General features: G+C 72.1%; 16 protein-coding genes. 3 read left to right on the forward strand and 13 right to left on the reverse strand.

Going from position 1 to position 21,324, the window contains the following annotated elements; translation table 11 throughout:
- Positions 1–66: 66 nt before the first annotated feature.
- The 11 genes from ABGB17_RS11405 to ABGB17_RS11455 all read right to left on the reverse strand — a co-directional run bounded on the left by ABGB17_RS11405 (position 67) and on the right by ABGB17_RS11455 (position 13,002).
- Entirely contained in the window at positions 67–1,266 is a 1,200-nt protein-coding gene (locus tag ABGB17_RS11405; RefSeq protein WP_347628281.1) for a cytochrome P450, read from the reverse strand.
- A 185-nt stretch (positions 1,267–1,451) separates the two neighbouring features.
- Positions 1,452–2,282, reverse strand: coding sequence for a hypothetical protein (locus ABGB17_RS11410; RefSeq protein WP_347628284.1), 831 nt, complete (start codon positions 2,280–2,282; stop codon positions 1,452–1,454).
- A 94-nt stretch (positions 2,283–2,376) separates the two neighbouring features.
- Positions 2,377–3,636 (reverse strand): MFS transporter, encoded by a 1,260-nt coding sequence (locus tag ABGB17_RS11415; protein ID WP_347628286.1) that lies wholly within the window; start codon positions 3,634–3,636, stop codon positions 2,377–2,379.
- 1 nt (position 3,637) lies between these two features.
- On the reverse strand, positions 3,638–4,858 hold the full coding sequence (locus tag ABGB17_RS11420) for a hypothetical protein (protein WP_347628288.1): 1,221 nt from the start codon (positions 4,856–4,858) through the stop codon (positions 3,638–3,640).
- 19 nt (positions 4,859–4,877) lie between these two features.
- Positions 4,878–6,503 (reverse strand): class I tRNA ligase family protein, encoded by a 1,626-nt coding sequence (locus ABGB17_RS11425; RefSeq protein WP_347628290.1) that lies wholly within the window; start codon positions 6,501–6,503, stop codon positions 4,878–4,880.
- Positions 6,500–7,579, reverse strand: a complete 1,080-nt coding sequence (locus ABGB17_RS11430; RefSeq protein WP_347628292.1) for an FAD-binding oxidoreductase — start codon at positions 7,577–7,579, stop codon at positions 6,500–6,502. Before ABGB17_RS11430 ends, ABGB17_RS11425 begins: the two co-directional genes overlap by 4 nt.
- Positions 7,576–7,911, reverse strand: coding sequence for a cupin domain-containing protein (locus ABGB17_RS11435; RefSeq protein ID WP_347628294.1), 336 nt, complete (start codon positions 7,909–7,911; stop codon positions 7,576–7,578). The genes ABGB17_RS11430 and ABGB17_RS11435 overlap by 4 nt, the downstream gene beginning before the upstream one ends.
- Positions 7,908–9,128 (reverse strand): SidA/IucD/PvdA family monooxygenase, encoded by a 1,221-nt coding sequence (locus tag ABGB17_RS11440; protein ID WP_347628296.1) that lies wholly within the window; start codon positions 9,126–9,128, stop codon positions 7,908–7,910. Before ABGB17_RS11440 ends, ABGB17_RS11435 begins: the two co-directional genes overlap by 4 nt.
- Positions 9,125–10,372: an ATP-grasp domain-containing protein gene (locus tag ABGB17_RS11445; protein WP_347628298.1), complete on the reverse strand. Its 1,248-nt coding sequence runs from the start codon at positions 10,370–10,372 to the stop codon at positions 9,125–9,127. Before ABGB17_RS11445 ends, ABGB17_RS11440 begins: the two co-directional genes overlap by 4 nt.
- A 23-nt stretch (positions 10,373–10,395) precedes the next feature.
- A complete protein-coding gene (locus tag ABGB17_RS11450; RefSeq protein WP_347628300.1) occupies positions 10,396–11,280 on the reverse strand; it encodes a metal-dependent hydrolase in 885 nt (294 codons plus the stop codon).
- 12 nt (positions 11,281–11,292) lie between these two features.
- Positions 11,293–13,002, reverse strand: coding sequence for a TauD/TfdA family dioxygenase (locus ABGB17_RS11455; protein WP_347628302.1), 1,710 nt, complete (start codon positions 13,000–13,002; stop codon positions 11,293–11,295).
- A 321-nt stretch (positions 13,003–13,323) separates the two neighbouring features.
- Between ABGB17_RS11455 and ABGB17_RS11460 the strand changes: the two genes are divergently transcribed.
- Both ABGB17_RS11460 and ABGB17_RS11465 read left to right on the forward strand, forming a co-directional pair.
- Positions 13,324–14,424, forward strand: coding sequence for a DMT family transporter (locus ABGB17_RS11460; protein ID WP_347628304.1), 1,101 nt, complete (start codon positions 13,324–13,326; stop codon positions 14,422–14,424).
- 154 nt (positions 14,425–14,578) lie between these two features.
- Positions 14,579–17,161 (forward strand): BTAD domain-containing putative transcriptional regulator, encoded by a 2,583-nt coding sequence (locus ABGB17_RS11465; protein ID WP_347628325.1) that lies wholly within the window; start codon positions 14,579–14,581, stop codon positions 17,159–17,161.
- An 11-nt stretch (positions 17,162–17,172) separates the two neighbouring features.
- On the opposite strand, the gene ABGB17_RS11470 is transcribed toward ABGB17_RS11465, so the two are convergent.
- The gene (locus ABGB17_RS11470; protein ID WP_347628306.1) at positions 17,173–18,462 is read right to left on the reverse strand and encodes an RICIN domain-containing protein; all 1,290 of its coding nucleotides are present in this window, start codon (positions 18,460–18,462) and stop codon (positions 17,173–17,175) included.
- Positions 18,463–18,756: 294 nt separating this feature from the next.
- Here ABGB17_RS11470 and ABGB17_RS11475 point away from each other — a divergent pair, with 294 nt between their 5' ends.
- The gene (locus ABGB17_RS11475) at positions 18,757–20,418 is read left to right on the forward strand and encodes a discoidin domain-containing protein (protein ID WP_347628308.1); all 1,662 of its coding nucleotides are present in this window, start codon (positions 18,757–18,759) and stop codon (positions 20,416–20,418) included.
- Positions 20,419–20,452: 34 nt separating this feature from the next.
- On the opposite strand, the gene ABGB17_RS11480 is transcribed toward ABGB17_RS11475, so the two are convergent.
- Entirely contained in the window at positions 20,453–20,944 is a 492-nt protein-coding gene (locus ABGB17_RS11480) for a MarR family transcriptional regulator (RefSeq protein ID WP_347628310.1), read from the reverse strand.
- Between the last annotated feature and the right edge of the window lie 380 nt (positions 20,945–21,324).

Raw genomic sequence — 21,324 nt, forward strand, 5'->3', positions numbered from 1 at the left:
TGAACCGATACGAGACAAATGTCCTGATATCGGCTGTCGGTGGACTCTCAGCCGGCACCTGCGTGGCTACCAGCGGACCGGCAGGGACTCCAGGCCGCGGATCAGGCGGTTGCGTTTGAAGGTGATCTCGTCCGCCGGGACGGCCAGTTCCAGATGGGGGAAGCGGGACAGCAGGGTGCCGATGGCGATGCGGAACTCCATGCGGGCCAGGGAGGCGCCGATGCAGTAGTGCGCGCCGTGGCTGAAGGCGATGTGGGGGTTGTGGTCGCGGTCGACGACGAACTCGTCGGGGCGGTCGAAGACGGCCTCGTCGCGGTTCGCCGACGGGAGGCTGACGAGCACGGCCTCGCCCGCGCGCACCGTGACCGGGCCCAGTTCGACGTCCTCCGCGGCGACCCGCAGGAAGTGGGCCGAGGACGTCAGGGGGGTGAGGCGCAGCATCTCCTCCACCGCGCCGCCGAGCAGTTCTGGGCGCTCCCGCAGTGCGGCGAGCTGCTCGGGATGGGTCAGCAAGGTGTAGACGAAGTTGCCGAGCTGGTTGGCGGTGGTCTCGTGCCCGGCGATGAGCAGCAGCATGCCGAAGCCGATCAGCTCTTCCTCCGACAGGCTGTCGCGCTCGTCCCGCGCGACGACGAGCGCGGTGAGCAGGTCGTCGGCGGGTGCGCGCCGCCTCTCCTCGATGAGCTCCCCGAAGTAGGCCATCAACTGGTGCATGGCCGCGACGATCCTGTCCTCGCCCTCCAGGTCGACGGACATCGCGACCTCGGTCCAGCCGAGGAACCTGCTCTGGTCGGCGAGCGGGACGCCGAGCATCTCGCAGATGACGTGGATCGGCAATGGCATCGTCAGCGCGGGGACCAGGTCGGCGGGCGCGCCCTTGGCCTCCATGTCGTCCAGGAGCGAGTCGGTGAGCTGCTGCACGACCGGGCGCATGGCCTCGATGCGGCGCGGCGTGAACGCCATGGAGACGAGGCGGCGGATGCGTGTGTGCTCGGGGGGGTCCATGCTGAGCAGCGAACTGTCGCGTTCGATGTTCGGCGTCACCCGGGGCATCGCGTCGCCCCTGGCGAGGGAACTGCGGAACCGCGGGTCCGACAGCACCTTCTTGACGTCGTCGTAACGGGTGGCCAGCCAGCCGTCCTCGCCGTACGGCAGGCGTACGCGCGCCACCGGCTCCTCGCGGCGTAACCGCCCGTACCGCGGGTCGAGACCGAGCCCGCCGGAGTCCCCGAAGGGATAGCTGTGCACTTTCCTGTCGCCGGTCATCGCCGTACTCCTCGTGATCCAGGTGATCCGCGCCACAAGGTATGGGCCTGCTCTCCCACGGCGCTGTCATCCGGCTGTCGGAGTGGCCCGCCGCCGGACGTCACGAGCGTCACGGGCCGCACGACGGCGAACGGCGGGGACGGCCGTCCGATGCCGTCCCCGCCGAACTCGTGGCACCACCGCGGTCAGCGAGTGGAGCCGGCCGGGATCCGCTCTTCGCAGCTGACCGGCCTGTCGGTGGTGTCGGCCTGGAACCGGTCGGTCCCGCCGTCACCGCAGTCGACCGTCAGGTCCGCCACCCCGTCCTGCGCGAGGACGGAGTCGTTCCCGCCGCCGGCCCGGATGGTGTCACCGCCGCGGCGGCCCTCGATCCGGTTGGCGGCGCCGTCACCGGTCAGCAGGTCGGCGAAGGGGCTGCCGGTGATGTTCTCCACCCGGATGTCGTCGCGGTCGGCCGCCCGGCCGCCGGCCGCGGGGCGTCCGTCGTTGCCCACCCGGTCCAGGGAGACCCTGACGCCCGCCGCGCTGTCGCTGAGGGAGTAGTCGGCGGTGTCCTCGCCGGTACCGCCGCCGTAGACGACGGCGCTGGGCTGGCTGCCGGTGATCCGCCCGAGCAGGAAGGTGTCGTTGCCGCCACCGCCCGCGACGGTGCCGATGAAGGCCACCTGCGAGTTGAACTTGTCCGCCCCGTCGCCCAAGGTGGCCACGAGGCGCGCGATGCCCTTGCTGCACCGCACGATCTTGTTGTTGCCCGGCAGGTTGGCGCAGCCGGTGTCGCGCGAGACGACCGGGACCGAGTCGCTGAGCACGATGGCGCCGGTCGCGTCGGTGCTGATCAGGACGTCGTTGGCGTCGGTGCTGCCGGTGTAGACCAGTTCGAGCTGGACCCCCACCTTCCTGACCTCCACGGTCGACTGGCCGGCGGCGTGGACGGGGGTGGCGAGAGTGGCCGCGATCGCGGTGGCCGCGACGCCGCCGACGAGCGCGAGACGAAGTGTGCTGGCAAGGACCCGCATGGGATTTCCCTTTCTCAAGTGCATGTACACCGAGAAGTACGGGGCGCCGGGGAAACGCGGTTCCTCAACCGGTCGAAGTGCACACAACGGTCGCTCAGCCGACTGCCTGCGGTGACACGGGCGTATCGTCGCGCTCGTCGCGGGCCAGGGTGCGGGTGCCGCGGTCGAGGAGGCTCGCCGTGACCGTGAGGACGAGGAGGGCGGCGCCTGCCGTCAGGGTCACCGAGGGGTCGAGCGCCGAGGCGGCCGCGGCGGTGACGGCGAGGCCGGCGGGGCGGAGGACGAAGGACCCGGCGTGGTCGAAGGAGGAGACCCGGGACAGTGACGAGGTGGGGATGTGCTGCTGGAGTGCCGTCTCCCACAGGGTGTTGGGGAAGGTGGTGGCGAGGCCCGCGAGGAGGGCGGCGAGGACGAGCAGGGCCGGGTGCGGGGCCGTGCCGAGCAGGACGATCAGGGGGGCGGACAGCAGCATCATGAGGCGGCCGGCGAACAGGAGGCGGTGCGGGCGGAAGCGGACGGCCAGGGCGTTGCCGAGGACGTCGCCGATCCCGAGGCTCGCGGCCACGGCGCCCCAGAGGAGGCCGCCGCCGGGGGTGGCGGACAGGGTGACCGGTCCGAGCACGTGGAGGGACGAGTAGACGAAGTTGAAGATCATGAACATGGTGATGCCCGTCCACACCCAGGACCGCCGGGTGACCTCCTGCCAGCCGGCGCGCAGTTCCCGCAGGAAACCGGGCCGCTCCACCGGCGCGGGGCGGGCGGGGATCGTCATGCGGCGCAGGAACAGCAGACTGCCGAGGAAGGTCAGGCCGTCGACGAGGAGCACCCAGCCGGCGCCGGCGAACACCACGGCCGCGCCGGCGATCACCGGGCCGACGCTCACCGACAGGTTGCGGGTGAGCGACAGCAGGGCGTTGGCCTCCTGCATCAGGCGCGGCGGCACGGTCTCGGCGACCAGCCCCACGGACGCGGGGACGAACAGGGCGTTCGCCGCGCCGGCGAGGCCCTGGAGCGCGATCATCGCCCACAGCGGCGGGTGGCCCGCCAGCAGCAGGACGCCGAACGTGATCTGCGCGGCGGCGCTGATCGCGTCGGACACCATCATCAGGTGCTTGCGCGGCAGGCGGTCGCCCCACACCCCGCCGGCGAGCATGAAGGCGATCTGGGCTGCCGAGTAGGCGGCGAGCACCAGGCCGAGGTCCGCCGCGGAGCCGGTGGCGGCGAGGACGCCGAAGGACAGCGCGACGGGTGTCAGGGCGGTGCCGGCGGTGGACAGCGCGTTGGCGAGGAACTGGTCGCGGAACCGCGCCGGCCGGAGGAGTTCCCCGAGGTTGCCCCAGTGGACCGCGGCCATGTCAGTGAGCTGCTTCCACGGGTTCGAACACGGCCACGTACTCGTGCATGACCCGGCGGGCCGCGGCGCGCAGGCTCCGCTCGTCCAGGCCGGTGAGCCGGAAACGGCCGGGGACGTGGAAGTAGCCGCCGGTGCCGTCGAAGACCTCGCCGGGGTCGGGGAGTACCTCGGCGTAGACCTGCGGGACGACGCCCGTCATGGGGGAGCGGTGGACCACCCGGTGCGGGCGGTGGGGTTCCGGCATCACGACCCAGCCGGCGGGGGCGTCGCCGAAGCGGGCGTGCGCCGACCGCAGCGGGATGCCGAGGACGGTGCGGAAACTCTCGGTCATGAGATCGATGCCGTGCAGGTCCCGGTGGATGTACGCGATCTCCGCGCCACCGGCCCGCATGCCGGCTTCGAGGAACACCAGGCCGCCGCCGGGCCGGCGGATGACCTCCAGGTGGAAGCAGCCGGTCACCAGGCCGAGCGCCGTGACGCACTCGATCGCGAACGTGCCGATCTCCTCACGCAGGGGCCCGGGGTCCAGCGTCACCGAGCCGAGCGGCCTGCCGCGCAGGAAGTCCACGGGCGTGTTGACGTAGCCCGAGACGCTCAGGAAGTGCCGCCTCCCCTCGGAGAGCACGCCGTCGGCGTGGTAGATCTCCGTGGAGACGAACTCCTCGCACTCGAACCTCGTGACGTCGACGCCGTCCAGCTCCGCGGCGAGCTCCTCCACGCCGCGCACGATCCGCACCCCCACAGAGCCGGCCTCGGCCCGCGGTTTGAGCACGAGCGGGAAGCCGATGGCGGCGGCGATCTCGGCGGGCGTGGTGGACGTGCCGAGCTCCATGAACCGCGGCACGGGAAGGCCGTGCTTGACCAGGCGGTCCTTCATGACCACCTTGTCCTTGAACGCCCGCACCACGCTGGCCCCTGGCCCCGGTGTGCCGAACTCGTCACGCAGCAGCGCGGCGGTCAGCACGTCGTACTCGGAGAGCGCGGCGATCCCGTCGAACCGGCCGTGCCGCTCGGCGAGGACACGCGCGGCCGGCACCAGGGTCTCGGGCCGCAGGTCGGGGACCTCCTCGACGCGGCCCGGCCCGACCGGCCCGAAGGCGTTCGTGTGGCCGGTCAGGGTCAGGTAGGACAGGTCACACGGGTGGTCGGCGCAGTAGCGGTGGTACTCGGCGTCCTCGTCGTCGTAGCGGTTGACGACCAGGTAGTGCGGTCGGCTCGGCATCGTCTTCCCTCGTGGTGGGTCAGGCCGGGACGTACATGGAGGAGGCGGGCAGGACCGGCACGAGGTCGCCGATGGTGATCGTGCCGAACCCGGGTGGCGGCCCGGGCTCGCGCGGTGGCGTCCGCTCCAGGAACGTGTCGAGGCGCGGCTCGCCCGTGCCGCCGAGCTCCTCCCAGATCCGGCGGCTCAGGCGGGGGACGATCGGGAATCCGAGCACGCTCACGCCCTTCAGCCACCAGTAGGCGCTCCACCGCAGGTCCGCGGCGCTCTGCCACCAGGCGTCGAAGGCCTCCACCGCCGGGGCCGTCGCCGCGACGGGGCCGTCCAGGGCGGTCCGCTGCCGTTCGAGCAGCGCTTCCAGCCGCGCCAGATGCCCCTCCGCGATGGGCTCGGGCGGGGCGCCGGCGGTGAGGGAGCGGCACGCCCGGCGCAGCAGCGGCGTCAGCCCGCCGGCCAGCCGGTCGTTGACCGTCCCCACGAACGCCAGGGGCTCCATGCTCTCGCGCCGTTCCTCCAGCCGGGTCCCGGCCAGGAAGTACCGCACGGCGTCGGCGCCGATCCCCGGGGCGCGGGCGATGTCGGCGGCCCTGATCACATGGTCTCTGCTGGTGGAGAACTTCTCGCCTTCGAGCAGGTAGAACTCGTTGATCAGCGTGCGGTCGTACGTCCTCATGTTCCCGTGCAGCAGCGACGTGCCGACGATGCAGACCAGCGTGGGGATGACGTTGTCCACGCCGAGGCTCGTGACCGTGACGACGTCCGAGCCCGGGTCGAAGGCGTTGACGCCGGTGCCGCTCATCGCGCCGTGGACGGCGCCGGTCAGCCGGGCGAACATGAAGATCCCCGCGTAGGGGAAGAGCGTGCGCGGCACGTCCGGCTCGGCCCGGTCCAGCGGGATGCCCCAGGTCTCGGGGGCGCTGACGCGCACCATCCCGCCCTCGCGGCTCAGGTAGCGCCGCACCGTCTCCTGGTAGCGCGCCGGGACCCCGATGTCCGTCATCCGCGCGCCGAGCTCCCGGGGATCGGCCGGCCGGAGGAACAGCGACGTGATCTCGCGCCAGTGGAGCGGCCCCGTCCCGCCCACGCCGCGCGGGTCGCGCAGGTTCTCCGGCCGGAAGTGCCCGCCGCAGAACTCGCAGAAGTAGCCGCCCCCTGGGGCGCCGCAGTCGGGGCACCCGCCCGTGAGCCAGGGGCCGACGGCGAACCGACCGGCGGCGGGGCTGTAGGGCACCCGCTCCCGGAGCGTGCGCACCGCCCCTTTCTCGCCGAGCCGCCGCAGGCAACGGGCCACCTCCTCCTCGAAGGCCGTACGCCAGGGCTCCTCCGCGGGGTTGACGAACGCGTCGAGGCCGATGTCCATCGCGTCCAGGTCGTCGGCGATGAGCGCGTGGTACTCGGCGGCGATCTCCCGTTCCGGGCGTCCCTCGGCGGCCGCGCGGAACGTCATGTACGGCTCGTAGACGTCGCTGCCGGTGACGGTGAGCGGCCGGTCCCCGCGCATGCGGGCGAACCGGGCGAGCATGTCCGTCCGCAGGTAGGGACCCGCGATGTGCCCGAGGTGCAGGCGCCCGTTGGGGGTCGGTTCGGGCGGGACCAGCAGGTAACGGCGCGGCGGGACGGTGCCCGCGCTGCGGATGAGGCTCATGGGTGACCGCTTCCGGGGGAGAGAGGGGGCAGGAGGCCGAGGGCCCGTTCCGCGATCGCGGGAGCCAGGCGGTAGCCGGACCCGTTGCCGCCGGCCGCCACGACGACGCCGGGGTGACCTGGCACCGCTTCGACCAGCGGCAGGCGGTCGGGGGTGTAGCCGTCGTAGAAGGCGCGCCCGCCCGAGATCATCCCGGCCGTCGACGGGACGTACCGGCGCAGGACGCGTGTCGCCTCGCACCGGTCGTCGCCGCTCAGCGCGGGCGGTCCCGCGGCGGGCGAGCCGTCCCACTCCCGCGAGGTGAAGCTGAACAACCAGCGGCCGCTCTCCGGCTGGGGCAGCAGGAACGCGTCGTCGTCCTCGAAGATCAGGACAGGCGCGCCGTCCACGGGCTTGAGGTCCAGGAAGAACGCGGCGACCTTCTTGATCCGCAGCCCGGCCGCCCGCACCCGCTCGCCGAACGGCCCGTGCGTCGCCCACGGCCCGGTGGCCAGCACGACCGAACGGCACCACGCGAGTGTCCGCCCGCCGTCGCCGACCAGGCGGTGGCCGTCCCCGTCCGCGCGCACGGCGACGACCCGCGTGCCCCGCCGGACCGCGCAGCCGGGATGGGCCCGCTGCGCGTCGAGCAGGCCGCGCGCCAGCCCGCCGACGTCCGCGTGGCTCGACCCGTCCGAGCGCAGGAGGACCTGGCCGGCGGACGGCCGCAGCCCGTCGAAGACGCCGGCGAGCGCGTCCGGACCGGCCTCCAGAAGGCGGGGTCCCGCCATGGTCCGCCGCAGGCCCTCCAGGCCGTCCCGTCCGATCAGCCAGTACGTGTCCACGGGACGCACGGGCAGGCCGGGCCGCTCGGCGAGGAGCCTGCGGTAGAGAGCGGTGCTCCGCGCCGCCAGCTCGCGCTGCCGCGCGTCCCGCCCCGTCGGCACGTCGAGCCCGGCGGACAGGCCCGAGGCGTTGAGGCCGCCCTGGTCCAGGGTGAGCACGCGAAGGCCCGGCTCCCGGTCCAGGGCGAGCCGGCCGGTCAGCGCGCCGATGATCCCCGCGCCGACGACCGCGAGATCGAAGACCTCGGTCATCTGCCCGCGTCCCACCAGATCGACAACACGCTGAGCGGGACGCCGCGGTCCGCCACCGCCACGTGCTCGGCGAAGGGCGCGAACCCCACCAGGTCGCCCTCGCCGACCCCGTGCGGCTCGCCCTGGTACCGGACGGTTCCCGCGCCGTCGAGCACCAGCCACACCTCGGTCACGGCGTGGCTGTCGGGTGGGGTCGCGCCACCGGGGGCCACGGTGAAGCGCGCCATCGAGAAGGGCCGGCCGCCGTCGAACGGGCCGAAGGACACGGCCCATTCCTCCAGTGCCTCGAACTCGGGCGGCAGCGCCTCGAAGCCGAGTCGTGGGAGGCTCACGTGTTGTACCTCCGGTATCCGAGGATCGCGTTGAGGATGACCGCGCTGCGCCACGCCAGCAGGCTGAGGTTGGGGTCCGCGACGCCCCAGGCGTGCCGGGCCCCGTTCTGCAGGTAGACGCGGCCGGCGGTCTCGCCGCTGAGGGACAGGGAGAAGTCGTCGCCGACCACCAGCCCGTCCGCCGTGCGCGCCAGACGGTGCGCGAGCCCGCTCATGCAGCCGGGCAGCCGGTACTCGTACCCGGTGGCGAGCACGACGACGTCGGCACGGACGAGCGTGGGCCCCGGGCCCCGTAACTCCAGCTCCCAGCCGTCGGGCAGCCGCGCGCAGCCGGTGACCTCCGACCGGGTCGCCAGGCGCAGCCAGTCCTTGCGGCCGAGCAGGCACTCGTGCCGGTAACGCTCGCGGTAGACGTCCCGCAGGGTGTCGAGGTCGATGCCGTCGCTCGCGTACTTCTGCTCGGCCAGCAGCTCCTGCCTGCGCGGCCGCGGCAGCCCGTGGAACTCCCTGGCGTACTCGGGGAAGAAGTACTCGTTGGTGAAGGGGGAGTCGTCCATCGGCAGGAACCCGGGCCTGCGGGTGATCCAGGTGATGCTCAGCGGCGGCTCGGCGAGGCGCATGAGGTGGCGCACGATCTCCGCGCCCGACTGCCCGCCCCCGACCACGGCGACGGCGCGGCCGGACAACTCCCGCGGCCGGGTCAGGAACTCCTCGGCGTGGAACATGTCGGCGCCGAGGTGCGGGCGCAGGAACGCCGGGACCAGCGGGGTCTGGCCCGTCCCGAGCACCACGTTCCTCGCCGTGACCTCGCCGCGTTCCGAGCCGATCACGAAGTACCCGTCGCGTTCGGTGACGCTGCGCACCTCCGTGCCGAACTCGATGGCCGGGATCTTCCTGGACGCCCACTGGAGGTACTGGTCGAACTCCGTGCGCAGCACCGCGGGGAACCGCGCGGTGAGGAACTGGTAGATCCTGCCCTCGCCGGCGAGGAACGCCAGGAACGAGTACGGGCTGGTCGGGTCCACCGGCGTGACCAGGTCCTTGAAGGGCGAGACCTGGAGCGTCGCCTCGGGCAGCAGGAGGCCGGGATGCCAGGAGAAGCTCGTGCGGGCCTCGAAGTGCGCGCCCCGCAGGTTCTCCACCCCGGCCCCGAGGGCCGCGAGGCTCAGGTTGGCCGGGCCGACACCCACCGCCGCGTAGTCGTGGACGTCGCTCACGTCGGCACCACCAGGTTGTCCAGGCTCCGCCAGAACGCCCGGACGTCCCGGTGCGACGCGGCGGTGTAGCGCACCCAGGCCAGCCGCGAACGGCAGTCGCCGGTCTGGGGGATGGGAACCCCCGGCGGGATGGAGAGCTGCCGCCCGATGACGTTCGGCAAGGCGTCCAGCTCGTCCCACCCGGCCATGCTGGTGTAGAAGTCCAGGTCGTCGGCCGTGAAGAACCGCACCGCGGCGTTCGGCGCGGTGGGCCTGCCGAACGCGGGCAGCGCCGCGGCGCCGACCCCCAGCCCGGCCGCGAGCATCACGGCCGCGAGGTCCGTCCCGGTGACGTGACGGATCAGTTCGGGGATGCCGTCGCCCGGCAGCCGGGCGCCGAGCTCGATCAGCACCGGCCCGTCGCCGCTGAGCCGCAGCTCGCAGTGGAACGGCCCCGCGGTGACGTTGAGGGCCCGCACGACCCGCCCGGTGTAGGAGATCACCTCGCGCGCCACGTCGTCCGGCAGGTCGGCCGGCGTCAGGTGCCCGAGTTCGACGAACCGCGGCTCGGCGCCGAGCACCTTCTCGGTGATCGCGACGACGGTGACCCGGCCGTCCTCCACGTAGCCGTCGGCGCTGATCTCCTCACCCTCGACGTACTGCTCGACGACGACGGTGTGCCCCATCGGGCGGCCGAGGTCGAGCTCCGGGTCCTCGGCCAGGGCGGTGTACGCGGCGGCGAGCTCCGCCCAGTCGTCGGCCCGGCTCACATGGATGCTGCCCGACGACTCCACCGGTTTCACGACGCTCGGGAATCCGACGTGCTCCGCGGCCGCGCGCAGCTCGTCAAGGGTCGAGGCCTCGGCGAAGCGCGGGGTGCGCAGCCCGGCGGCGGCGACCCGCTCACGCATGCGCGCCTTGTTGCGTACGGCGTCCACGGTCGCGACCGGCAGGCCGGGCAGCCCGAGGCGCGCCGCGAGCCTGGCCGTCGTGGCCACGTAGAAGTCGCATCCCGGGAGCACCGCGGCGAGCGGGGAGTGCTCGTGGTGGCCGGCGGCGGCGGCGGACAGCGCCTGTTCGTCGTTGGTGTCGACGGTGAGCACGACAGAGGTGATCTTCCGCAGCTCCGCCGGGATCTCGCACTCGCCGGTGTCCTGTGAGGCGAGCACCACCGTCATGCCGAGGCGGTGCGCGAGCCGGGCGACGTCCGCGCCGCCGGAGACCGGCTCGACGACGAGGACGGATGAACCGGCCGGATCGAACACGGGCTGGCCCTCCATTTCCGAGTTCACGATGGTCTGGCCGTGGTGTGGACCAGTAGTTCCTGGTCGCCTGCCTCGAACCGGACGTCGAGCGAGGACAACTCGCCGAGTCCGCCGAGGTGCGTGCCGCCGCAGGGGATGCGGGCCGTGCCGGGAGGCAGCTCGCAGGTCCACCAGCGCCGGGAGCCGAGCAGGGGGCCCTCGGTCTCGATCCCGATCCGCCCGCCGGCGGCGATCCACTCCGACAGCCGGGCCGTCACGCCGTCCCGCACCGCGTCGAGTTGTTCGAGCAGGGCGGCGACGTCGAGGCCGGACTTGCGCAGCGACTTGCCGACGCGGTAGCGGTCGAGGCTGCGCCACGGCGTGATCCGGGACTCCGTGACGGCCGACTGGTCGAAGTCGGGGTGGCCGAGGCAGTCCGTGCGCGGCACCTTGCGCCACAGGTCGCGCAGCTCCATGTTCAGCGCGAGTGACATCAGATGGCACGCGGTGTGCGCGGCGCTCAGGCCGGCCCGCCGCGCCATGTCCACGGTCAGCGTGACCCGCTCGCCCACCGGATCGGCGGCTTCAGGGGGCGTCTCGACGACGTGCCCGACCAGGAAGCTCCACCCGGGCTCCCCGCGGCGGGCGGGGATCTGCTCGCCCCGGTACAGGGTGCCGTCCGGGCCGGCGGCCAGCGTGACGGCGTCGACGACGGCGTGCTCGCGTCCGCGGAACGTCACGGTGCCCCGGTCGGCGGGCTGGTCGGGCCAGGTGTGGTCGAGCGGGTGGAACGGCGTGCGGTCGGTCGCGATCAGCAGCAGGCCCTCCTCGCCGGCGGGCTCCGCGAGGACGACGTTCGCCTCGCAGTGGCCCGCGCCCTGCGGGAAGAGGACGACGGTGCTCGGGGGCACGGGGTGTGTCGTGGTCATCGGGGAAGCAGATCAGACGGCGAACGCCGTGTCGATCACCCGTCCGCCCAGCCGCCGGTGCCCGGCGGAGGGCACCAGGTCGCGGACCACGCAGACACGCTGGAGCCACCGGTCGTGGCCGTCGTACCGCGGCGTGAACTCCGAGCGGCCGTGGACGGCCCTGCGGTTGTCGACCACCAGCAGGTCGCCCGTGTCGAGGCGCACCCACCGCCGGACCTCGTGGAGCACGGTGTGCAGCCGCTTCAGCGCGGCGGCCGCCTCCGGCACGACGCCCACCATGAGGTCGGGGTCGACGTTGATGTACGGGTCGTAGGGGTCGCCGTACAGGACGCGCAGCAGCGGCCCGTTGCCCTTGGTGCCGTTCGGGCTGCCGAACGAGTAGTCGATGCCGGTCCGGTAGAGCGGCTCGCTGAGGATCGCGCGCTCGCGCATGCTCAGCCGGGGCAGGGCCATGCGCAGGCCGGCGCTGATCGTTCTCGCGGCCCTCTCGTGGTCCGGGCGCAGGCAGTGCAGCAGCACGTAGTCGGGCAGGAAGGGGTGGAACGCCGCCTCGGTGTGGTAGTCGAGCAGGATGGACGAGCTCTCGGACGACAGTTTCCCGGCGTTCTGCGGCGTCGGGGCCACGTTCTGGAACAGCAGGCCGTTCTTCTCCTGGCGGTAGCTGATGGGCTCGCCGAGGGCCTGCGCGAACGCCGCCAGCCACAGCTCGCTGAGCGGGTTGACGAACCGCACGCGCGCCGTGGGGTCGGCGGGGGTGGGCGGGAGGTCCGGCGCCACGGGCAAGCCCTTCACGAGCAGGATGCCCGAGTCGCTGCCGTGCCGGCGGAAGCGGCTCACCGCCTGCCTGATGACGCGGGGCATCTCGTGGAACCGCAGCTCGGCCTCCTGGAGGAACGCCTCCTCGTCGGTCTCCGAGTCGGGGAGGAACCCGCCGGCGAGCCCGGTGAGCAGGTGGGAGTAGAGGCCGGCGTCCACGACGTGCGGCCCGGGTTCCCGCTTCAGGTCCTCGGTGCGGGAGGAGTCACGCCCGGAGAACCGGTGCAGGTCGAGCACCTTCGACGTCTGCTCCTCGGCCGAGCCCTTCGGCCGCCCGCCGGACAACCAGGACAACAGGCCGAGCAGCAGGCGCGCGTTGTCCTCACGGCCGATGAAGGGGCGCGCGAACATCTCCGCGTTCCCGACGGCGGCGATCCTGCCCTTCCCGTGCCGCGCGGCGCCGAGGAACGTCTGGCCGTCCCTCTCCACCAGCGGGGTCAGCGGGACGGAGGCGCCGACGGGCTTCGGCCGGTAGAGGTACGCCCGGGTGACGTCCTCCAGCGCGGGGTGCGCGCCGGCGACCTCGGCCGGGAACTCGTACGGCCGGACATGGGGCCGCGCCGGGTCCGCGGGATCGCCGGACGCCAGAGGGCCCGGGACGAGGCCGAACGGGGCGGGGCCGCGCGACGGCGCCGGCCACTCGCCGTCGCCGAGCATCAGCACCGCGCCCCCCTCGCGCACGTACCGGTCGAGGTCGTCGCATTCGGCGTGGGTGTAGGCCGCCCCGTCGACGCCCGGGGCGGGGATCAGGACCAGGTCGACGCCGCGGAGCGCGTCCTCCTCGACGCCGTTCTCCAAGGTGACGACCATTCCGCCGAGACATTCGGCGGCCAATTCTCCCATGTCGGGGACGACGCCGACTTCGTGGAAGTCGGCCGGCCGCCCGGCACCGGATTTACGCCGCACATCTAAATTCCAAACCGAGGCGTGCGCCATATCAATACCGATCAACATTCCACTGCCCTCCGTACGGGAGTCCGCGTCACCGTAGAGGCTAGGAAGGGGTGAGCGAGTTCCTGTACATTCCCCGTACATATCGGCGTCCTGTCGTTATCCGGTGCCGCAGGCCCAGCTCATCGGGGGTTTCACATGTTTTCCGGATGATCTGTGATGCGCCGTGGCCTCGACGGGGACGTGTTTCCTAGATCGACGGGGGCGTGCGGCCGGTGTACAACGCTTATACAACGGCCGCTTAACCTCCATTCGAGACGTCGCCCGGAGGAAAACATGCCGATCGGAAATTCCGCACCGCAGAAGCCGGAGGGTCCCGGCATTTGGCCGGCGGAGCTCGCGCTCGTGGTGGTGGCCGCCGTCTTCGGGCTGACGTTCGTCCTCATTCAGGACGCCATCGAGGACGTCTCGCCCTGGTCGTTCGTGGCCCTGCGGTTTCTCCTCGCGGCCGGGGCGGTCGCGCTCCCGTACCTGCCGGCCCTCGCCAGGCTGCCGCGGGCCGGCTGGGGCGCCGGCGCGGGCCTCGGGCTGCTGCTCCTCGGCGGCTACGCGTTCCAGACGATCGGGCTCGCGCACACCACCGCGTCCAACTCGGGGTTCATCACCGGCCTCTACATCGTGTTCACGCCGCTGATGGCCGCGCTGCTCCTGCGCCAGCGCGTCAGCCCGTGGAACCGCGTGTGCATCGCGATCACCGCCGCGGGCCTGCTGCTCCTGTCGGGCTTCGGCGGGGTGCTCCACCCGCTGGGGGACGCCCTGACCATGGGCTCCAGCCTCTGCTTCGCCCTGCACATCATCGCCATGGACCGTGCGGTCCGCCTCTTCCCGACCGGGGCACTGGTGTCGGTGCAGCTCGGCACGTGCGGCCTGCTCGCCCTGTGCGTCGCCGTGATCACCGACGACTTCGGGCTGCCGGCGGAAGGGGACGTCTGGTGGGCCGTCGCGTTCACGGGCCTGGCCGCCAGCGCCTTCGCGTACTTCGTGCAGGCGTACGCGCAACGCCGCACCACGCCGACCCGCGTGTCCGTCATCCTCGGCACCGAGCCCGTCTTCGCCGGCGTCTTCGGTTACTGGCTCGCCGGGGACCGCATGACGACGCTCGGGTGGGCCGGCGCCGCCGTCATGGTGCTCGGCGCGCTCCTCATGGACGCCGGGTCGCCGGCCCGGCCACGTTCGCGGCGAAAGCTTTGCCGCGTAGTTGACATATCATTGACCCGTCATGGCAGGGGCAGAGCAGCAGCATCCGGACCTGCGGTTCCGCATACTCGGACCGCTCGGCATCAAGCTGAACGGCTCTCCCGTCGACCTGAAGGGCCGCAAGGTCCAGACGTTGCTGGCGCTTCTGCTCAGCTCTCCGAACACCCCGGTTCCCGATGAACGTCTCATCGACGGGCTGTGGCCGTCGGACCCTCCGTTGTCCGGCGGCGCGAACCTCCGGGCCTACATCCGCACGCTGCGCCTGAGCCTCGGCGACCAGCAGCGCATCGTCCGTGTCGCCCGCGGCTACCTGCTCGGCGTCCGGCCGCACGAGGTGGACGCCCTGAGGTTCGCCGCGCTGGTCGCGAGGAGCGAGTCGCCGGACGGCGGCGACAGCGCGGCGCGGGCCGAGACGCTGCGCGAGGCGCTGGCCGAGTGGACCGGCACCCCCTTCGCGGGGCTCCACGACTGCCCCGCGCTGCGGGCGGAGGCCGCGGTGCTCGAGGAGCAGCGGTTCACCGCCATCAGGCAGTGGGTCGAGCTGGAGCTCGCCCTCGGGCGGCACGCGGACATGGTGCCCGTCCTGGTGCAACTCGTGGAGGAGTTCCCGCTGCGTGAGGCGCTGCGGGGCCAGCTGATGGAGGCGTTGCACCGTTCAGGCCGCCAGGCGGAGGCGCTGAAGCTCTACCGGGACACGCGCGCCCTCCTCGTCGAGTCGCTCGGCATCGAGCCCGGCCAGCAGTTGCGCGATCTGGAGCAGGCGATCCTGCGGGACACCGCCACCCCGGACGACGAACCGGTCACCGCCTCGCCGCGCCCGTGCAACCTGCCGCCCGACACCCCCGACTTCACCGGCCGCGCCGAGGAGATCCGGCGGATCGCCGACTGGCTGACCTCCGGCGACCGGTCCGGCCCGTCGATCGTGGCCGTCTCCGCGCGCGGCGGCGCGGGCAAGACCACGCTGGCCGTCCACATGGCCCACCGGCTGCGGGGCGAGTTCCCCGACGGGCAGATCTTCGTGCCGCTGCGGGGCACGGACGCGGCGCGCCGCATACCGCCCGGCGTCGCGCTGGCGAACCTGCTGCGCACCCTCGGCGTGCCCTACACCCGCGTGCCCGACCACATCGACGAACGCAGCGCGATGCTCCGCGAGGTGCTGTCGGAACGCCGCGTCCTGCTGATCCTCGACGACGCCGCGGACGAGAGCCAGGTGACGCCGCTCATCCCCGGCACGCACGGCTGCGGCGTCCTCATCACCAGCCGCCACCGCCTCACGGCCGTCCCCGGCATCCGCCGGCTCGAACTGGAGTCGTTCACCTCGGAACAGGCCATCGACTTCCTCCAGCGGATGCTCGGCGACGACCGCATGGCGAGCAGCCCGGAGGCCGGCGCGCGGCTCGTCGGCCTCTGCGGCCGTCACCCGCTCGCGCTGCGCATCGCGGGCGCCCGGCTCGCCGCCCGCCCGCACTGGCCCGTGCGCCGGATGGCGGAACGGCTGGCCGGCGAGCACCACCGCCTCGACGAGCTCGTGCACGGCGAGCTGGACGTCCGGGCCAACCTCATGCTCTCCTACGCGGCCCTGGAGCCGCGGGCCCGGCTCCTGTTCATGCTGCTCGGCAGCCTGGAGGTCGTCGAGTGCGAGGAGTGGATGGCGTCGGCGCTGCTGGACTGCCCGCTGCGGGAGGCCGAGGACCTGCTGGACCGGCTGGCCCACAGCCACCTCGCCACCGTGGTGCCCGGGGACCACGGCCAGCCTCGTTACTGCCTGCACGACCTGGTGCGCATCTTCGCCCGTCAGCGTGCCCAGTCGGAGCTTTCCCCCGGTGAGGTGCGCGCCGCGGTGGAGCGCGTCATCGGCGCCCTGCTGACGGTGACCGAGCACGCCCACACCCAGCTCGCCGGGCACGACCACCTGGTGGTGCACAGCCGTGCCCCCCGCCGGCCGATGGACGAGGAACACCTCGGCGAGATCGTCGGCGATCCCGTCGCCTGGTGCGAGGCCGAGCTGCCGAACATCGCCGGCGCGGTGCACCAGGCGGCGTACCTCGGCCTCGACGATCTGTGCTGGGACCTGGCGGTGACCGCCGCGCCCCTGTTCGAGGTGCGCAAACACCACGACGAATGGCAGCAGACGCACGAGAAGGCGCTCGGCGCCACCCGGGCCGCGGGCAACCGCCGCGGCGAGGGCGTCGTCCTCGCGGAACTCGGCGAGCTCGGCATCCACCGGCACGACTTCCGCGTGGCGGCGGAGCTCGTCGGGCAGGCCGTCGCGATCTTCGCCGAGCTGGGCGACCGGCACGCCCAGGCCCTCGCCGAGCACAAGCTGGCCATCCTCGACCGGCTCTGGGGGCGGCCCGAGGACGCCCTTTCCCGCGCCGAGCGCAGCGCGTCCGTCCTGAACGAGCTCGGCGACATCGGCAACGAGGCGCTCGTGCTCCGTCAGGCCGGGCAGATCCACCTGCAGCTCGGCGACCACGAGAGGGCCAGGGCCAACCTCGAACAGGCCCTGCACATGGCGCAGAAGGTGCAGGGCGCCCGCCTGGCCCAGCAGGTGAACTACCGGCTCGGCGAGCTGGACCTCGAATGCGGCAACGCGGCCGCCGCGTTACCCCGGTTCGAGCGTGTCCTCGAGTTCTGCCGGACCATCGACGACCGGGTGGGCATGACGCACGCCATGTACGGCATGGGCCGGGCCCGCACGGCCCTCGCGCAGTGGGACGCCGCCCACCGCACCTTCACGCTCGCGCTGGCGCACGCGCGGGAGGCCGGCGAGCGGATGGTCGAGGCCGACGTGCTCCACCACCTCGGGCGGGCCGCGCTCAGCCGCGGCAGGCCGGGCGAGGCCGCCGAACTGTCCGGCCTCGCCCGGGACATCTGCCGCGAACTCGGGGTCACCCCGCCCTGGCTCGCTTCCTGAACGGTGCCGCCTCAGCCCTGCGCGGTCAGCCGGAACGACTGGGCGGCCGTACCGTTGCAGGTGTACTGGACGAGCTGGACGCCGTCCGCGGTGGAGGCGGCGGGGACGTCGAGGCACTTGCCGCTGTTGCGGTTCACGAAGCGGAAGTAGCCGCCGCCCTCGGACACCGGTAGCCACTGCTGGTTGCCGCCGCCGCCGTACGCCCAGGTCTGGATGGGGGCGTTGTCGGCGGTCGACACGTCGGTCACGTCGAGCACCTGGGCGCTGTCGCCGCGGTTGCCGGCGCGGACGTAGCCGCCGCTGGTGGGGGCGAACTGGTACTGCTGGGCTTTGGTCGCGTTGCAGGTGTACTGCTGGATCGCCGTCCCGTTGACGGTGCCGGCGGCGCGGGCGTCGACGCACTTGCCGCTGCCCTTGTTGACGACCGAGTACCACGCCGTGGGGGAGATCGTGTCGGCAGGCGGAGGAGTGGTGCCGCCGCCGAGCCACAGCAGGCCGTTGATCAGCCACTGGTTCTGCTGCGCGCTGGCGAACGTCGAGGACGTGCGCGTGTTGGTCGAGTAGTTCATGGCGTTGTGGCCGAAGTTGGCGTACAGCATCTTGTACCGGTTGTTGGTCCACATGATCGGGTAGTAGCCGCCGCGCCACTGCTGGTTGGGGTCGGTGCCCACCGGGAAGCTGGCGGCGTCGATCGACGCCAGGACGTCGATGTCGGGGTTCTGCCGCAGGTCGCGGCTCCAGGAGTACCACTCGCTCACCGACGACTGGATGGTGGCGGGCAGGCCCGCGGTGGACGGGTGGGTGCGGTCCTCGATCTTCAGGGTCTCGGCGGTCGGTCCCCAGGTGTTGGTCTGGAACGCGCCCGACCCGAGGAAGGTGTTGTGGTACCAGCTCCACGAGCCGGGGTCGGTGGTGAACGCGCTCACGTGGAAGCCCATCCACGCGCCGCCGTTCTGCATGTAGGTCTGGAACGCGGCGCGCCGGTCCGCCGGCGGCAGGTCGTCGAGGAACATGACGACCTTGTACTGTGACAGCCCCGTCGCGCTGAGACGGCTCCAGTCGGTCGTCGCCTCCCAGGTGAAGCCGTTCTGCGCCGCGGCCGCGGGGAACCACTCCCTGGCCTCTTTGCCGAAGTCGATGTGCGCGGCGTCCCAGGTGCCGTTGTAGAAGGCGAGCACCTTGAACGGGGCGGCCGCGGCCCGCGTGGCGGCGGCGCCTTCGGCCGGGCTCACGGCGGCGGTGACCGCGAGGGTGATCCCCAGGAGCGCGGCGAATGAGCGTTTGGCGAGTGTTGCTGACACAGGCATCCTTCAGCGGTGGGGGGCTGGCGCCGAGGGCGGATGAGAAGCCTCTATTAAGAAACTTTCCTAACAGTCAGGCTGTGCTGAGGCTACGGCCGGCCGGTGCCGCTGTCAATGCACCCAGTCAGGGGTGTCCGTCCCACGCCGTTCCCGCATCTGTTGCACCAGCAATTCCATCTTCTTGCCAGAGTATTGCAAACTCGTGTCGGCCACTGTCAGGATGATGTCAGCCGTCCGCGATCAGGGGGGCGATGCGTGACCGGCCGCCGATGTCCCTTGACGCAAGGAGTACTCGTGGCAGTCTCCCGACGTACGTTCCTCGCCGCCTCCGCCCTGGCGGGCCTCGCCGGAGGCGGGCTCCCCGCCGCGGCCGCGTACGCGGCCAGTCCGCCCGGTGACGTGGTCGGCAAGATCACGGTCGGCTACCAGGGCTGGTTCGCCTGCGTCGGCGACGGCGCGCCGATCAACGGCTGGTGGCACTGGTCGGACAACTGGGGCCAGCCGCCGTCGCCCGGCAACAACGCGATCGTGTCCTGGCCCGACGTGCGCGACTACACCAGGGTCTACCAGACCGCCTACCCGAACCTCGGGAACGGCGGCCCCGCGACGTTGTTCTCCTCCTACGACCAGCAGACCGTCGACACGCACTTCCGATGGATGCGCGACAACGGATGCGACACCGCGGCGTTGCAGCGGTTCAACCCCTTCGGCGGCGAGGGCCCGACCCGCGACGCCATGGCGGTCAAGGTCCGCGCGTCCGCGGAGGCCCACGGGCGCAAGTTCTACATCATGTACGACGTCACCAACTGGACGAACATGCAGTCGGAGATCAAGACCGACTGGACGTCCAAGATGTCCGCGCACACCGCCTCCGGCGCCTACGCCCGGCAGAACGGCAAGCCCGTCGTCTGTGTCTGGGGCTTCGGCTTCAACGACCCCGGCCGTCCCTTCGCCCCCGCCGCCTGCCTCGACGTGATCAACTGGTTCAAGAACCAGGGCTGTTACGTCATCGGCGGCGTGCCCACCTACTGGCGGCAGGGCGTCAACGACTCCCGTTCCGGCTTCGGAGACGTGTACCGCGCGTTCCACATGATCTCGCCGTGGATGGTGGGCCGCACCGGCACGCTGGACGGCCTCGACTGGTTCCACACCAACCTCACCGTCCCCGACGTCGCCGAGTGCGGCGCCCGCGGCATCGACTACCAGCCGTGCGTGATGCCCGGCGACCTGCAGTCCGGGCACCGCAGTCACGGCGACTTCATGTGGCGCATGTTCTACAACGTCATCCGGGCCGGCTCGCACGGCATCTACATCTCGATGTTCGACGAGTACAACGAGGGCAACCAGATCGCGAAGACGGCCGAGACCTCCGCCTGGGTGCCCGCCGGCTCCGGCATCCGCGCCCTCGACGAGGACGGCACCGCCTGCTCCGCCGACTACTACCTGCGCCTCACCAACGACGGCGGCCGCATGCTCAAGGGCCTCATCGCGCTGACCGCCGTACGTCCCACACCGCCCACCACCGGCGCCGCACCGAACACCGACCTGGCCCGCGGCAAGCCGGTCACCGCCGGCAGCCATACACAGACCTACGCGCCCTTCAACGCCGTGGACGGCAACGCGAGCACCTACTGGGAGAGCGCCAACAACGCCTTCCCCCAGTGGTTCCAGGTCGACCTCGGCGCCGCCGCGGCGATCTCCCGCCTCGTGCTCAAGCTGCCCCCCGCGACCGTCTGGCAGACCCGCACCCAGACCCTGTCCGTGCAGGCGGGCACCGCCCCGTCGCCGCTCACCACGGTCGTGGCTTCGCGGGGCCACACCTTCGACCCCGCGTCGGGGAACACCGTGACCATCACGTTCCCCCAGACGACCGCCCGCTACGTGCGGCTGAACTTCACCGCCAACACCGGCTGGCCCGCCGGCCAGTTGTCGGAGCTGGAGGTCTACGGCTCCTGAGGACCCCTCGGCGCCGCCCGGCGCCCGGGCGGTATCAGCCGGCCGGTGACGCGTCGTCCGGCTGCGTGCCGGGACGCAGGGCCCGCGCGCACACGGTGAGCCCCTCCACCAGCGTCTTGTGCGTCAGGTCGTCGAGCTCGGCGAGCATGGCCTCTTCGATGCCGTCGAGCAGGCGGTCGCATCGCCGGAGCGCGGCCAGCCCTTCGCGGGTGAGGCGTGCGCACAACATCCGGCCGCCGTCGGGGTGCGGGTCGCGGCGGATCAGGCCGCGTCGTTCGAGGTCGCGGACGACGAGGTTCATCGCCTGCGGGGTGACGAAGGCGATGCGGGCCAGCTCCGCCGACGAGACCCCGTCGCGCGTGCGCAGCTCGCTCAGCGCCATGTAGGCCGTGGTGGTGACGCCGTGCTGGGCGAGCGCCTCGTCGAGGTGGGCGCGGATCCGGCGCTCCAGGCGGTACACCAGATAGCTCAGACGCGGCGCGGGCGCGGCCGGACGGGCGGCGCGAGGGATGCGGCGAGGTGTCACCGGACGACGATAACGCGCGGTCCCACGGGTGAAAGTTTCGCGACACATATCAAATGCCTTGTTATCAAGTTGCTTGATATGCAGCGGGGTTGGCCCGCGCGCCGCCACCACCTGCCTGCGGCGCCTTGACCGGCGGGTGAGGCCCTTCTATACCGGCTGCTGACGAGACCTCGCGAGCCGGCGGCGCCGCGGCCCTGTGCGCCAAGCAGACAAGAACCTTTCAACAGCTTCACGCGAAGGAGCGCGGATGAAACGAACGATCGCAGCGCTGGCTGGAGCCTGCGCCGTGCTGTTGTCGGCTGTCGCGGCCCTGGTGTTCACGCACCCGGCCGCCGCGGCCACGCTGACCGAGGTGACCAACTTCGGCTCCAACCCCGGCA

It is taken from the genome of Sphaerisporangium sp. B11E5 (genome assembly GCF_039871875.1).
Lineage (GTDB): Bacteria > Actinomycetota > Actinomycetes > Streptosporangiales > Streptosporangiaceae > Sphaerisporangium.